This is a genomic window from Rhizobium viscosum (assembly GCF_014873945.1).
Lineage (GTDB): Bacteria > Pseudomonadota > Alphaproteobacteria > Rhizobiales > Rhizobiaceae > Rhizobium > Rhizobium viscosum.
The window spans coordinates 4,098,306-4,111,212 of the sequence record NZ_JADBEC010000001.1; the positions used below are offsets into that span (position 1 = coordinate 4,098,306).

Annotated in this window: 14 protein-coding genes; 7 read left to right on the forward strand and 7 right to left on the reverse strand. The window is 60.1% G+C overall.

What is annotated here, in order from left to right:
- Positions 1-3: 3 nt before the first annotated feature.
- The gene (locus H4W29_RS20355; protein ID WP_192730533.1) at positions 4-1,008 is read right to left on the reverse strand and encodes an alpha/beta hydrolase; all 1,005 of its coding nucleotides are present in this window, start codon (positions 1,006-1,008) and stop codon (positions 4-6) included.
- Between the two features lie 94 nt (positions 1,009-1,102).
- Here H4W29_RS20355 and H4W29_RS20360 point away from each other — a divergent pair, with 94 nt between their 5' ends.
- On the forward strand, positions 1,103-2,017 hold the full coding sequence (locus H4W29_RS20360; protein WP_192730534.1) for a LysR family transcriptional regulator: 915 nt from the start codon (positions 1,103-1,105) through the stop codon (positions 2,015-2,017).
- 22 nt (positions 2,018-2,039) lie between these two features.
- Here the strand turns inward: H4W29_RS20360 and H4W29_RS20365 are convergent, their stop codons facing one another.
- Both H4W29_RS20365 and H4W29_RS20370 read right to left on the reverse strand, forming a co-directional pair.
- Positions 2,040-2,567, reverse strand: coding sequence for a P-loop NTPase family protein (locus H4W29_RS20365; RefSeq protein WP_246517264.1), 528 nt, complete (start codon positions 2,565-2,567; stop codon positions 2,040-2,042).
- A gap of 142 nt (positions 2,568-2,709) precedes the next feature.
- A complete protein-coding gene (locus H4W29_RS20370; RefSeq protein WP_192730535.1) occupies positions 2,710-3,876 on the reverse strand; it encodes an MFS transporter in 1,167 nt (388 codons plus the stop codon).
- Here H4W29_RS20370 and H4W29_RS20375 point away from each other — a divergent pair.
- The 3 genes from H4W29_RS20375 (at position 3,842) to H4W29_RS20385 (ending at position 5,642) form a co-directional block, all read left to right on the forward strand.
- Positions 3,842-4,036: a hypothetical protein gene (locus H4W29_RS20375; protein ID WP_192730824.1), complete on the forward strand. Its 195-nt coding sequence runs from the start codon at positions 3,842-3,844 to the stop codon at positions 4,034-4,036. The genes H4W29_RS20370 and H4W29_RS20375 overlap by 35 nt on opposite strands.
- Before the next feature lie 40 nt (positions 4,037-4,076).
- Positions 4,077-5,315, forward strand: a complete 1,239-nt coding sequence (locus H4W29_RS20380; RefSeq protein WP_192730536.1) for an alpha-D-ribose 1-methylphosphonate 5-triphosphate diphosphatase — start codon at positions 4,077-4,079, stop codon at positions 5,313-5,315.
- A gap of 159 nt (positions 5,316-5,474) precedes the next feature.
- Positions 5,475-5,642, forward strand: a complete 168-nt coding sequence (locus H4W29_RS20385) for a hypothetical protein (protein ID WP_192730537.1) — start codon at positions 5,475-5,477, stop codon at positions 5,640-5,642.
- Positions 5,643-5,686: 44 nt separating this feature from the next.
- Here H4W29_RS20385 and H4W29_RS20390 read toward each other — a convergent pair whose 3' ends face one another.
- From H4W29_RS20390 to H4W29_RS20400, 3 genes are all read right to left on the reverse strand, one after another.
- Positions 5,687-6,124 carry a lipocalin-like domain-containing protein gene (locus H4W29_RS20390; protein WP_192730538.1) on the reverse strand — a complete coding sequence of 146 codons (438 nt, stop codon included), beginning with the start codon at positions 6,122-6,124 and terminating at the stop codon, positions 5,687-5,689.
- Between the two features lie 110 nt (positions 6,125-6,234).
- A complete protein-coding gene (locus H4W29_RS20395) occupies positions 6,235-6,981 on the reverse strand; it encodes an SDR family oxidoreductase (RefSeq protein ID WP_192730539.1) in 747 nt (248 codons plus the stop codon).
- 27 nt (positions 6,982-7,008) lie between these two features.
- Positions 7,009-8,190, reverse strand: coding sequence for an MFS transporter (locus H4W29_RS20400; protein WP_192730540.1), 1,182 nt, complete (start codon positions 8,188-8,190; stop codon positions 7,009-7,011).
- Between the two features lie 94 nt (positions 8,191-8,284).
- On the opposite strand from H4W29_RS20400, the gene H4W29_RS20405 reads away from it, so the two are divergent.
- Positions 8,285-9,181 (forward strand): LysR family transcriptional regulator, encoded by an 897-nt coding sequence (locus H4W29_RS20405; RefSeq protein ID WP_192730541.1) that lies wholly within the window; start codon positions 8,285-8,287, stop codon positions 9,179-9,181.
- A gap of 201 nt (positions 9,182-9,382) precedes the next feature.
- Here the strand turns inward: H4W29_RS20405 and H4W29_RS20410 are convergent, their stop codons facing one another.
- Complete coding sequence (locus H4W29_RS20410) at positions 9,383-11,044, reverse strand: hypothetical protein (RefSeq protein ID WP_192730542.1); 1,662 nt, start codon at positions 11,042-11,044, stop codon at positions 9,383-9,385.
- 490 nt (positions 11,045-11,534) lie between these two features.
- On the opposite strand from H4W29_RS20410, the gene H4W29_RS20415 reads away from it, so the two are divergent.
- A complete protein-coding gene (locus H4W29_RS20415; RefSeq protein ID WP_192730543.1) occupies positions 11,535-11,930 on the forward strand; it encodes a hypothetical protein in 396 nt (131 codons plus the stop codon).
- A gap of 44 nt (positions 11,931-11,974) precedes the next feature.
- Positions 11,975-12,901 carry an AraC family transcriptional regulator gene (locus H4W29_RS20420; RefSeq protein ID WP_192730544.1) on the forward strand — a complete coding sequence of 309 codons (927 nt, stop codon included), beginning with the start codon at positions 11,975-11,977 and terminating at the stop codon, positions 12,899-12,901.
- The last annotated feature ends 6 nt before the right edge of the window (positions 12,902-12,907 follow it).

The following is a 12,907-nucleotide window of genomic DNA, read 5'->3' on the forward strand; positions in this document are numbered from 1 at the left end:
AGCTTAACCAAGCTTCACACGGAAATGCACAGCAACGCGGTCGGCGGCGTCGCGTACCGCGTCGTCCTGATCATAGAAGTCGAAGTGAGCACCTTCGGCCCACTGCAGCTCCTTGGGTCCAGCCAGCAGCCCGTACACCTTACGGGCCTGGTCCGGGAAAGCCGAACCATCGGAGTGGATCAGGAGCGTCGGCGCGGTGACCTGCTGAGCCCGAGATACAGGATCGAAATCGATCCATGGTTCCCAAGCCATGACAGCGAACTCGTTACGCCAGGATGGAACGCCGCCACCACGCGTCTGATCCAGGTAATATTGGCTCGGGCTGACGCTCGCCGCCGTCTGATCGGTATTGTGGTAGGCCAGGATAGTCTTGATCTCACCGGTCTCGTCGTAAATCTGTCGTGCGAGACGGCCGTCGGCCCTCAGGCGTTCGACGACCTCCGGTCCCTTCTTGATTACCGTTACCAGGTCTGGCTCGGAGAAGAAGCCCGCCACAGTCGCTACAGCACCGACGTTGGCGTCCTCGGCTGCCGTGTAGAGGACGGTCCCAGCAGAGGTGCAAATCCCAAGGAGCCCTGTTCCGGACACATCCGAGCGGCCTGCCAGAAAACGCAGCGCCGCTGACAAGTCTTCGGCCTTGGAGGCGGGGTCCTCGTATTGCCGCCTGGCGCCGCCGCTCTGTCCGTAGTTCCGATAGTCGACGGCCATTGCCATCACACCACGACGCGCCAACTCACCCGCGTAGATACCGCCCATCTGCTCTTTGACGGAGGTAAATGAACCACCCACGGCCACAGCCGGATACCGTTTGGCAGGATCGTGGCCTTCAGGCAGGTAGAGATGGGCCACCACATAGCTGTCGCCGCTGGGAAAGCTGACGGTCAATGGTGTAATTTTTGCGCGACGCGCACTCAGGGTCTGAGACATGCCAACTCCAGTACGGGAGAACAGGGTCGCCGCTCCAACCGACAGGCCGAATGCGCGGCGGGTGATAGATGAAGCGGCCATCCATGTCTCCTATTAATGATGAGGAAAGATGCGCTCCAATGTCTTGTTTGATAATATGCCGATTTCTTGAGTATCTTATAAGGCAGATTTGATAATGCGTGCAGACTTGCTTGAGGGCATCTTGGCGTTCACGAGAGTCGCGGAGAAGCGGAGCTTCACGGCGGCGGCGCTGGAACTGGGCGTCACGCCGGCGGCTATCAGCTGGACCATAAAGCAGCTGGAGGGGCGTGTCGGCGCACCCCTTCTGACCCGTACCACACGTTCGGTAGGCCTGACTGAGGCAGGGGCGCTGCTCTTGAAACATGCTCAAGCAGGTGTCGCTGAGATCGCTGCTGGTTGCGACGCAGCGCAAGCTCTGGGTACTCGACCCGCAGGGCTGCTGCGCCTGAATCTCCCGACGGTGGCCCAACCGGTTCTGGAACCGGTATTACCCGGCTTCGCCGCCGCCTATCCGGATATTGAACTGGAGCTGACCATAGATGACCGCTTCGTCGACATCGTGGCTGAAGGTTATGATGCGGGCATCCGCATAGGTGAGACCATAGCGCAGGACATGGTAGCCGTACGCCTGACCCGGCCCTCGGCGATGACCGTGGTCGGCTCACCCGCCTACTTTACAAAGCGCGGGAAGCCCCAACGCCCCGAGCAACTGGCGGAGCACGCTTGCATAAATTTCCGGCTGGCCAGCGGCGGGATTTACCGATGGGCATTTGAGGAACAGCTCGGCGCTGCCGGCAACGTGCGGGAGTTCGAGATCGCCGTAAAGGGGCCGTTGATCGTCAACGGGTCAGGACCAAGCCTGTCTGCCGCCGTTTCAGGTGTCGGTCTGGCCTATAACACAGTCGATAATGTCGAGCCGCTTGTAAAGCAGGGATTGCTGGAGCACTGCTTGGGAGACTTCATGCCGATGATGCCGGGTTTCTTCATCTACTTCCCTAGTCAGGCGCGAACGCTACCGAAGCTTAGAGCATTCCTGGATTTCTGCGCCAGATGGAAAAGCTTGGCTTAGCCAGAGCGCGTCGGCCGTAGCCCTATGCTGTCATCGCCCGTATACTCTGCGCATATTCACTGATCTCGGCCCGGTTCCTGAGGATCGCTTTCGAACCGGCATAGGCTTCAAACAGCTTCGCATGTCCGGCGTAACAGGTCGAAGAGTTCTCCCGCCGGCGATAATCTCTCACCCATTCGATCAGCTCCAGAAGACCTGCCTCACTGCCACCGCCTTGAATGCCCCTGGCCCTCACATTGGCAATGCACTCTTCCTCCGGAAGATCGATCCAGATCAGGGCCGTCACCCGACCCAGGACCGCGCTCGCCAGCCAGCCATACACCCCTTCCATCAACCAGGTCTCGGCTCTTCCGGCTTCGACAACTTCGTCGAATACAAGCTTATTGTCTCTCGCGATGCCGTAGTGGCCGGGAAGCCAGCGCAGATCATCGAGATGAATGACAGAGCGCCCGATGATCGCCCCTATCTCACGTGCAAGCCGGGTCTTGCCTGTCCCGCCATTTCCGAAGATCAGTATCCGCTGAAGGTGTTCGGGTTGCGTAGGGCGCAATGTCTTTTCCTTTGCTGGGTGTCATGATCAGCCAAACCGCGGCCGCGATCCTGCGGGAACAGCATTCACGCATACCGTGCCGGCGAGTCACGTACCAGCGTCGTCGATTGCATCAACACGAACAGATTAGCCGGTGGCGACTTCAATCGACGTCCCGCAGCGGAACCAGCGACAGCAGTGCGAGAGCCGAGATCACGGCGCCGGTGAACGCAAGCGGCCAGAGGCCGACGGAGATGTATGGGGCGACGGCGGTCGTTCCCAGTGCCGCTATGCCGAGGATAGCGGCGATGACGATCGCGGCTGCGCGCGAATGATCGCCGCGGGCAGCCGATATTGCCCGATGGAAGCCGATCGGCGCGCGGATGCCGAAGCCGAGGTTCAAAACCGCCCATAGCGGGACGAGGACGTAAAGGCTGCCCGAGCCCGTGAGCGCATAGGCGAAGATCGCCAGAAAGGCGCAGGGCATGATCGCCGTGCCTGTGCGGATTATCTTGAGCGTGCCGAATTTCGCGGCTAGCCACGCGGAAGAATTCGCGGCCAGGATGAACATGGCGATGCCGCAGACCTGCAGGATGACGAAATCCTCGATCCCTCTGTCGAGCGGGCCGGTGAGCACGGCCGGCAGGCCGAAGACGAAGACGAGGAGTGCGCCGAGCGACAGGGCCTGGCTCAGCGCGTAGAAGAGGAATTCGAAATTCTTCAGAATGAAGAGATAGCTGTGATGATCTTCCATCTGCTGGGGCCGCGGGAAAGCGGCACGCTGCCAGGAGACGGCCGCTGCTATCAGCGCCGCCGACGCTGCCAGCAGCACGAAGGAAATCTCCCAGCCTCCAAATTCCAGCAGCCAGGCTCCCGCAATCGGGGCGAGCGCCGGCGCCAGGGACTCGACGGAGCCGAGCCGCCCCATGGCGGCGGCCGCCTTGTCATGCGGATAGAGGCCGTGGATGAAGCCGGGCGCGAAGACGGCAGGGCCCGAGCCGAAGGCGCCCTGAGCAAAGCGCAAGGCAATCAGCCATTCGATCGAAGGAGCTTCCGCTGATGCAAGCGACGCAAGCCCGAACAGGGCAAGCGACCAGATCAGCAGCTTGCGCGGATCGAACCGCGCGCCGAGTTCGCCGAACGTCAAAAGCCCGACCAGCGTGCCGAACGCGTAAGCCGCCAGTACGAGCTGGGCGACCTCGATGCTGCCTCCAAGCTGCCCCGGCAGGCTCGGGACGGCCGGAAGCACCAGATCGGTCCCGGCAATGCCCAGAACGGTTCCGCTGGCGATCAGGATGAACAAGGCTGAGGTTTTCCGGCGTGTCGTCATCGGCTCCTTGGTAGCAGAGCCGGATCTTGCGACCAATCGTGTCCTGTTGATTTCTGATATTCAAATGTTTGATCTTTTTGAGGTGTTTTATCAGCGACGTTGGCAAATCTGTCATATACGCTGGCTAGAAGCTGCTGATGGCGCGCACCTTGTCGGGTGACTCGACTGCCGCGCCTCTTCTTTTTCCTGGAACGAGACCCATGCAGAACAATCCGGCAGTGATCATCGAGGGCACAACCGTTGTATTCGGCGACCGTCTGGAGCGGGCCTCCGTGCGTATCGAAGACGGCCGGATCACCGGTATCGACGGCGCGCGAGACGGAGCCGACGTTGTCAATGGACGCGGCCATCTGCTCGGACCGGCTTTCGTGGACATTCACGGCGATGCCTTCGAGCGGCAGGTCATGCCGCGGCCGGGCACCATGCTGCCCGTCGCGGCCGCGCTGCTCGAAACCGACCGCCAGCTTGCCGCCAACGGCATCGCGACCGCCTATCATGCGCTGACGCTCAGCTGGGAGCCCGGGCTGCGCTCGGTCGAAACCGGTTATGCCATCGTGCGTGCGCTCGACACGCTCACGCCGCGGCTGACGGTGGACAATCGCGTGCAACTGCGCTGGGAGACCTTCTGCTTCGAGGCTGTTGACCTCATCCGCGAGGCGCTTGCCGGTCCGCGCCTGCCGTCGATCGCCTTCAACGACCATACGTCGATGGTGATGCTGCATCCGTCGATCCCGCTGCAGGAACGGCCGTTCGACCTCGATCCGGCTTTCCCGATCGTGGATCCCGAAACGCCCAGCTTCACCGAGAAGATGGCCGAACGCGCCAAGCGGGCAAAGATTCCTGTCGCCGACATGGTGGCGCTCGTGCGCAGCATGTGGGAACGCCGTCCGCAGGTGCCCGATGCGATCGAGGAAGTGGCAGCCCTCGGAAAGGCAGCCGGTGCACCGATGCTGTCGCATGACGACAGCCAGATCGAAACGCGCGATTTCTTCCGCCAGCGCGGAGCCAGGATCTGCGAATTCCCGATGAACCGGCGGGTGGCGCGGGCGGCCCGCGATGCCGGCGACTTCATCGTCTTCGGCGCACCGAATGCGACGCGCGGCGGCAGCCATCTGGCCTCGATCGGCGCGGCAGACATGATCCGCGAGGGGCTCTGCGACATTCTCGCTTCGGACTATTACTATCCGGCGATGCTGCTCGGCCTTGCAAGGCTCAAGGCCGATGGCGTGGCGCCGCTGCATGCGCTCTGGCCGCTCGTGTCAGGCAATCCGGCGCAAGCTTCCGGCCTTGCCGATCGCGGCATCATCGAAATCGGCAAGCGGGCGGATCTCGTGCTGGTCGACTGGCCTGAAGGTGGAACACCCGCCGTTCGCCGCACCTGGGTCGGCGGCCGGGAAGCCTATCGCGCAGCGCCCGCCGGCGAGCTGGTAATGGCCTGATAGCAGCGACACCTCGCTGAAAGCTTTGCAATCCATTCCTGCGCGCTAGAGCAATTCCAGCAAAACTGTGCAGCGGTTTTGCGTCCGGATTGCGTGAAAAGAAAGAGATCGAGCATTTTCGTGATTCGAAGAAAAGCGGAAATGCTCTAGATCGCAGATATGGAAACGCTTTATGCACTGCTCATCATTGCCGCGGCTGTTGCCATCATCTATCTGGCCGGCAAATGGAACACGTCCGACGCCGACCACTATATGGGCTTCGGCAATCTGCGCTCTCCCGGCAAGGCGAAAACGTCTGATGACGGCAAGGATGCGCAGAAGGAATGAGGCCGCAGGAGGCGATGCGCCAGAGACAGGGTCGTTGGGTGAGATCAGCGGCGCTCGTAAGTGACGCGCCATCCTTCGGCCGGGTCGGCCGGCAAGATCACGAGTTGATTGGAACTCACTTCGAACTTCCGAACCAAACGCTTGCCGATGAGATCGCGGGCGAGAGATGATTCTACGGTGATCGCGAATGTCTTTTGCGCGTCGTCGACTTCCACCGGACCGTAGTAGGCCTCGTAACCGTTCACGGTATAGGTCGTCGGCGCGGCGTTGACGTTCGCATCCATCGCCTGGACGGAAAGCGTTCCGCCTTCCGAGAAAATGACCTGGCCCGAATATGGTACTTCGGCCACCTTGCCGTTAGCGTCCGTGAACTGGAGCGAGGTCATGCGCCAGGAGCCAACGATCGAGGCTTCGTCTGCAAATGCCGGAGCAGCGAATGCCATCGCCAGTGCCAGCATAACTAATTTGATTAGGCTCTTCATCTATCGTTCCTTCTTTGGTGACAACCCGCTCTCCCAACGATGCTCGGTCGTCGGCAGGGCGAGGGTGAAAACGGCGGTTTTAAGGGGATTGGAAAGACAGCGCGTCCGAATCAAACGGGCTGCGCCGTGGGCCGGAAAAGTATCTCGTTCACGTCCACGTCTTCCGGCTGGCTCATCGCGAAGGCAACCATGCGCGCGAACGTATTCGCTTCGACCGCAATCTTAGCGACGAAGTCTTTTGTGTCGTCTTGGACATCCTTCTCGCTGATGTGCTCTAGCAATTCCGTCGCGACGGCTCCCGGCGAGATAACGGTGGTGCGAATGTTGTAGGGCTTGACTTCCTTTCGCAGCCCCTCGGACAGCGCCCGGACCGCGAACTTCGTGGCGCAGTAGACCGTCGCGCCTGGATCGACGACATGACCGTAGACGGATGAGACGTTAATGATTTGGCCTGACTTCCGCTCCTTCATGTGCGGCAGCGCTGCGGCGATACCATAGAGCACGCCTTTGAAGTTTACATCGATCATCCGATCCCACTCGTCGACCTTGAGGCGTTCCAAGGGTGCGAGCGGCATCAAGCCGGCATTGTTCAGAATCACATCCAAGCGGCCGAATTCTCTGACGGCAGTGTCAACTAGGTTCTGGACCTGCGTCTTGTCGGTCACGTCCGTCTCGACAGCGACTGCCCTGCAACCTTTCGATGTTAATTCCGTGGCCAGGGCGTCAATGCGCTCGCGCCGCCTGGCACCAAGCACGACTATGGCACCTCTCTCGGCGAGATGTCGCGCCGCTGCTTCCCCAAGGCCGCTGCTTGCGCCCGTGATAACGACAACTTTGTTTTCGATGCCTTGAGACATGATATTCTCCTTGGTTTGAGTGGATTGTCAGGTTCGGCGGCTGGCGACCGCGCCAAGCGCGGCGGAGCAAGAGAGAAGGATGGCGGCCAGAAGAAACGCGCTCCACCATCCCGCGGCGTCGAATAGAATGCCCCCCGCGAAAGCGCCGCCCGCGATGCTGAGCTGGATGAGTGCCACCTGGAGGCCACCCGCCGCTTCGAGTTCGTGCGGCACCAGCTTCGCCATCCAGGTATTCCATGCGACGGGAACCGGCGTCGAGAAGAAGCCCCACAGCACGAGCAGGAGAGCGGTAGCCCAGGGAGACGCTCCAAGGACTACGAGAAGCAGGGCGATCAGCGCGACCACCGCAGGCATCCCGATGAGCGCTGCGGCGAGGTGCCGCCGCAGCACGAAGCCAATTAAAGACGTTCCGGCAAGGCCGCCCAAGCCAACACCGAGGAGCATCAGAGACAGCGAGTTCAAGCCGACTCCGGTCACGACTTCGAGAAACGGACGCAGATAGATGGAGAGCGCGTTCATTCCCATGAAAACGAGGCAGGTCGCGGCCATTCCGACGAGGAAAGTCCGATTTCGGAGCAGTCCGAACATCTTACGAGCCGACACCGTTTCGGCGGCGGGCAGCCCTGGGAGGACGACCGTCTGCCAAACAAGCGCCGCAAGGCCGACGGGAACCGTGACGAGAAATGCGCCACGCCATCCGATCATACCGCCCAGGAAGCTTCCAATGGGAGGTGCGATCACGATTGCGAAAGCCGTGCCTCCTTGAAGGAGGGCGATTGCCTTGGGCAATTCGGAGGGGGAAGCCAAGCGCGCCAGGATTGCGGTTGACAGTGACCAGAAGCCCCCGATCGCGACACCGACCAGCGCACGACCGATCAGGAAAATCACAAGGTTCGGCGCGAACGCCACGATCAAGCTGGAGGCGGTCAGTACAGCAGTATAGATCAGCACCACCAACTTGCGGTCGCTCCTTGCCAGCAAACCGTTGCCGAAAAGGCTGGTCACAACCGCGAAGAAGCCCGAAACCGTGATCGCCAATCCAGCCTGGCCTTCCGTGATGCCAAGGTCTTGGGCGATTGGCGTCAAGAGACTGACGGGAAGGAACTCCAGTCCGACGAGCAGGAACGTGAGCAGGGAGAGGCAGAGCACCTGCGGCCACGGCGTTGTCGTATTGTCAACGGGAACATCACTCAAGGCATCGACCGTCATTTCGTTTCTCCTGTCTCGTGACCACCAAATAGGTCCTTTGGTTTCGAAGGACTAGGAGCTACAATCCGCATGTCGATGTGAAGGAGATTCAACAATGAAACGCGACGAGTTCACCGAAATGAGGGCGTTTCTGGAAGTCGCTCGCGAACGCAGCTTCACCAAAGCCGCAGGAAAGCTCGGCGTCACTCGATCGGCGCTGAGCCACACGGTCAGCGCGCTTGAGACGCGGCTCGGCATACGTCTCCTTTCTCGCACGACCCGAGATGTCGCCCCGACAGTAGCGGGAGAACGCCTCATGCAAAGCATCCAGCCGCATTTCGATGGCATTGTGGCTGGAGTCGATGCCATTAACGCCTTGCGAGACAAACCCTCTGGTCAGGTCCGGGTGGTTTGTCCGGATGACGCTGTTGATCTGGTGTTCCGCCGAAGACTTCCGGAATTTCTCCGAAAGTTCCCAGAAATCGGGGTGGAGATTATAGTCGACAATGGATTCACCAATATCGTCGATAAGCAGTTCGATGCCGGGGTGCGGCTTGGCGAGGCCGTCGCCCGCGACATGGTCGCGGTGCGCGTTGGGCCCGATGTGTCCTATTCCGTCGTGGCGTCGCCCGTATACCTAGAGCGGAACGCGCCGCCACTGATCCCACAGGACCTGACGAACCATAACTGCATCAATCTTCGGCTTCCGACATCCGGAAGCCTTTATGCGTGGGAGTTCGAGCGTGACGACCGAGAGTTCAGCGTGCGAGTTGAGGGCCAGCTTGTTGTGAGTAATATCGGGCCTGCAATCGACGCGGCACTAGACGGGATTGGACTGGCCTACGTCCCGACGGACATTGTCCAACCACTTGTCGAGGTCGGTAGGCTCAAACGCCTGCTTCTCGACTGGTGCCCGTTGTTTCAGGGATATCATCTGTATTATCCCAGCCGCCGAAACTCCTCGCTGGCGTTCTCGGCATTCGTCGACGCATTCCGGTATAAGGGACAATAGTCTTGCGGCCGAAATGTCTCCTATTGGCGCATTCTTGCGATCAGTGGTCGGTAACGGCATCGATCGCCCTGTGAAGCAGCGTTTCGATCGTCTCCTGAAGGGCGCGGCGGTTCCGATATCTTGCGGTGGTCCTTCAAGGCGAGGACAGTTTCAGGCAGACGCTCAGTTCCTTTACATAATCCGGGTCTCGTCGAGGAAGATTCAAACCACACGCAGGGCGTGTCGCACTTCGTGCAGGAGCGTGCTGTAATGCTCATAGTAGCTTCGTGGCGTTCCAATGCCGAATAGGACACGGGCAGTCTGGGTATTGGTGAATGAATTGCTTGCTGTCGTTGCTTCGAATTCAGTAAGGCTGCCCGCCAGTTTTTGAATGTCGATCGGATAGCCGATATATTCTTTTCCGACCCAGTCCTTCACGTTGTCGAAGAGCGATTGCGCAATTGCCTGATCGGCGGGACTGATTGGATCGCTGGGCTTATAGCCGCCCAGATATTTCACTTTTTCATTGAAGATCTGCGACCACTTGTTCGCGGCCGGGCCATTTGCGGTGCCTTGAATCCTGTCGAGTTCCCGCGCAATCGTCTGGCGAAAAATACCGAACTGGCTCTGCTGATCGATCCAGGCGACGATCTGCTGCCTCTGCTCAGGTGTCACGACTGTGTTGTCGGGGAAAACCTTATTCACAGCCTCTCGTGCGAGCAGACGATATCGGTTGATCATATTGATCCGGTAGTCTTCAAGTCTGGACTTGAGATCGTCCATCGACGAGCTGGCGTCATTATTGAGGCGCTGATCAGCCGTAAACGCCTCCCAGATGTCGGCGCGCTCCTGGGCCGGGTATATCGTGCACTTTCCGCTTGCGCCGGGATCGGCCCGCGTGCGCTCCAGCCACCAGCCCTTCATCTGGATCATGCGCTGAGACGCGAAGCTTGAATTGGGATCTCCTATCTTATCCGCGATTTCATCCGGGTTTGTGTAGAACTTGTATTCGACTGCGCCGCGTAACGTACCGCGATCCAGCCCCCGCATCGGAATGTTGCTCAGATAGTAAGCATTGGCCTCGGTGAGGACTTCGTCGTCATCGTGAAAGAGATCAGGGCGTTTGTGGTCGGCATATCCTTCCAGGAGATCGTAATCCTCCCAGATCCTCTGATAGACGCGTTCCATGTCGAAACCGCCAAAACTGTCTCCGACCGAACCCTTGGCGCGTGAACGCAATTTGAACAGCACTTCCTGGATGAGCCGTCGTTCCGGATCCGAGATTTTTGTCTTATCAAGCGCACGGAATTCGAGCACGACAGATTGGGCATAGGCCATCATATCCCGGTAGCTTTGGGCATCCGGCAAGCGAATGGAATCGAACTTCGAAATACCGTCCCAGTCACGGTCGGGAAGACCGTCGTTGTAGTGGTTCGTGGCCCTGTAGGATGCCATCGCACTCAGATAAGTGCGTACAAGCGGCTTCCTTAATGCGGGGTCGAGATCAGCCAGGCTGAATGTCGAGCTGACGACTTTGCTGTAGGATCGCTTGAAATAATCGTCCATGGCCGCAGACATCTGAGGCGTGGGGCAGTTGAGAAGAATGTTCTCCTTGGCCGCAAGCGCCTTGCCATCCCACGAGGCGCGAAATGCTGCAAGCCGCTTGTCCGCCAGCACCTGCAGTTTCGATTTCACCTGATCCGGAAGGCTGCTCCACGTGGCATCTGGAGGAATGGTGCCAAGAACGGCTGCGACGCCCGAACGGGCGGCGTCCGCAGGCGGCAAGAAACCGGAAGGACATTCGCCGGCAGCGAACGTGGAAACAGGAAACAGGCTTATTCCAAGGATGAAGAACGTCGCGAAACCTGCATCACGGCGCGCCATAATGATTTTCCCTCAAGTAAAAGAAGTCGATTATCTACACTTCTTGAGGATGCATAAATTAAAGATACACGCAAGAAAGAAGTGTGATTCTTCTCGAGCCTAGGTTCATTTGCCTTTTATCTTTGTTCTGGGAACGTCGTCACTCTCGAGTTGCTTGCCATGTCGAATGTCGAGCCGAGCATTGCAAGAGCGCGGGGCGCTGCAACGTCCCGCTTCCGTCTCATTCTGTCGCGGCGGTGCGGCGGGCCCCCCTTCGCCCCAGCGGGGGTCCGAAGGACGGGTCGAGACCAGCGGCTCGACCCCGGTCAGGTGCCCGAAGGGCGGATGAGGGGGCACGGGCTCAACTTTGCTTGTTTTCCGCCTTGGCGAGAGGGTCCCCGCGCAAAAACTTGGCCGATCCCCGGCATTTGTTGGCAGCTTCGCGAAATCCGGCTCCCGGCCGCAGTGCTAGTCTCGCCTCACTTGCTTCCATATCGAAAGGCCGCTGCCCGTGCTTCTGGATCGTTCCCGCCTGCCTGTCGTCTTCATTCGCACCGATGCCGATGCTGAGACTTCCATCAATGACCAGATCGAGGCGCTTCTCGAAGAGCGGCGGCCCTTCGTGCTGGTCACGGATCACGCGCCTGACGATCATGAGGACGAGACGCAGGAGGAGCGCAAGGAGCGAGCGCTGTTTTTCAAGAAGATCAAGGACCGGATGCGCGTCTATTGCCGCGGCATGATCGTCATCGATGGCGGCAGGCCGACATCGCCCGCGATCAAGATCGCGGCCGCCACGGCCGGAAAGGCCTTCGGTTTTGCGATCGTCTTTGCGGCAGATGAAGAAGAGGCGGAGCGCAAGGGGCGGAGCCTCATCGGCAGCAGGGACGATGCGTGGCTTCTGTGATAGAGCAATGCGCCGTCGGTTGAGCTTGCCCGTGAGGATCGGCAATGAACATTCAGGATAGATTTGACCCCTCCGTGATCGATGAGGTGTCGCGCCCGGCCTTCAGTTTCATCACCGAGACGAGTTTCGTCGGGGAGTCCGAACCGCATCGCCACGACAAGGCGCAACTGCTTTACGTGATCGGCGGCGTGCTGACGATGAGGGCGGCCGGCGGTGTCTGGACGGTGCCGCCCAACTGCGCGCTGTGGATTCCGGGCGGCATTTCCCATAGCGGCCGTGTCTGCGGCCATGTCAGGATCGGCAATCTCTATATCGACGCGAAACTGACCGGTGGCCTGAAGGACGAATGCGGCATTCTCTTCGTCCAGCCTTTCCTGCGCGAGCTGATATTTCGGCTGGAGCCGCGGCCAGAAAGTCCGGAGATGGAGCCCGAACGGCTGCACCGTCTGGTCGGCGTTCTCCTCGATGAACTGCGCGCAGCACCGCTCGAGCCGATCCATCTGCCGATGCCCGCCGACCGCAGGCTGCAGCGGCTTACGGAGGCGATGGTCGCCGAGCCCGGCCTGCGGTTCACCATAGACGAATGGGGTGCGCGGGTCGGCGCCAGCAACCGCACGCTCAGCCGCCTGTTCCAGCGGGAGACAGGCATGACCTTCGTGCGCTGGCGCCAGCAGCTGCATATCGGCGTCGCCCTTCAGCGCCTGGCGGCGGGACAGCCTGTGACCGTCATTGCCGGCGATCTCGGCTATGAAAGCGTCAGCGCCTTCATCGCCATGTTCCGCCGCATGCTCGGAACGACGCCGACGCGCTATTTCAGCGACCAGATGCAGGCAAGCCCGCACAGGCTGGAAATCACGGCGGATTGGCGCGCGGAACCGGGCGAGCATAGTGGTCCGGATCGCGGGAAGGGTCGGGATCTTGCGAAGGGCTCTGCGTCCAATCTGGTGCCCTTCAGGCGAGAGCCGAACTGATCCTTT

Coding starts and splice junctions, on each gene's coding strand:
- H4W29_RS20355 (WP_192730533.1), bottom strand. CDS start 1,008: ATGGCCGCTTCATCTATCACCCGCCGCGCATTCGGCCTGTCGGTTGGA.
- H4W29_RS20360 (WP_192730534.1), top strand. CDS start 1,103: ATGCGTGCAGACTTGCTTGAGGGCATCTTGGCGTTCACGAGAGTCGCG.
- H4W29_RS20375 (WP_192730824.1), top strand. CDS start 3,842: ATGAACAAGGCTGAGGTTTTCCGGCGTGTCGTCATCGGCTCCTTGGTA.
- H4W29_RS20370 (WP_192730535.1), bottom strand. CDS start 3,876: ATGACGACACGCCGGAAAACCTCAGCCTTGTTCATCCTGATCGCCAGC.
- H4W29_RS20380 (WP_192730536.1), top strand. CDS start 4,077: ATGCAGAACAATCCGGCAGTGATCATCGAGGGCACAACCGTTGTATTC.
- H4W29_RS20385 (WP_192730537.1), top strand. CDS start 5,475: ATGGAAACGCTTTATGCACTGCTCATCATTGCCGCGGCTGTTGCCATC.
- H4W29_RS20390 (WP_192730538.1), bottom strand. CDS start 6,124: ATGAAGAGCCTAATCAAATTAGTTATGCTGGCACTGGCGATGGCATTC.
- H4W29_RS20395 (WP_192730539.1), bottom strand. CDS start 6,981: ATGTCTCAAGGCATCGAAAACAAAGTTGTCGTTATCACGGGCGCAAGC.
- H4W29_RS20400 (WP_192730540.1), bottom strand. CDS start 8,190: ATGACGGTCGATGCCTTGAGTGATGTTCCCGTTGACAATACGACAACG.
- H4W29_RS20405 (WP_192730541.1), top strand. CDS start 8,285: ATGAAACGCGACGAGTTCACCGAAATGAGGGCGTTTCTGGAAGTCGCT.
- H4W29_RS20410 (WP_192730542.1), bottom strand. CDS start 11,044: ATGGCGCGCCGTGATGCAGGTTTCGCGACGTTCTTCATCCTTGGAATA.
- H4W29_RS20420 (WP_192730544.1), top strand. CDS start 11,975: ATGAACATTCAGGATAGATTTGACCCCTCCGTGATCGATGAGGTGTCG.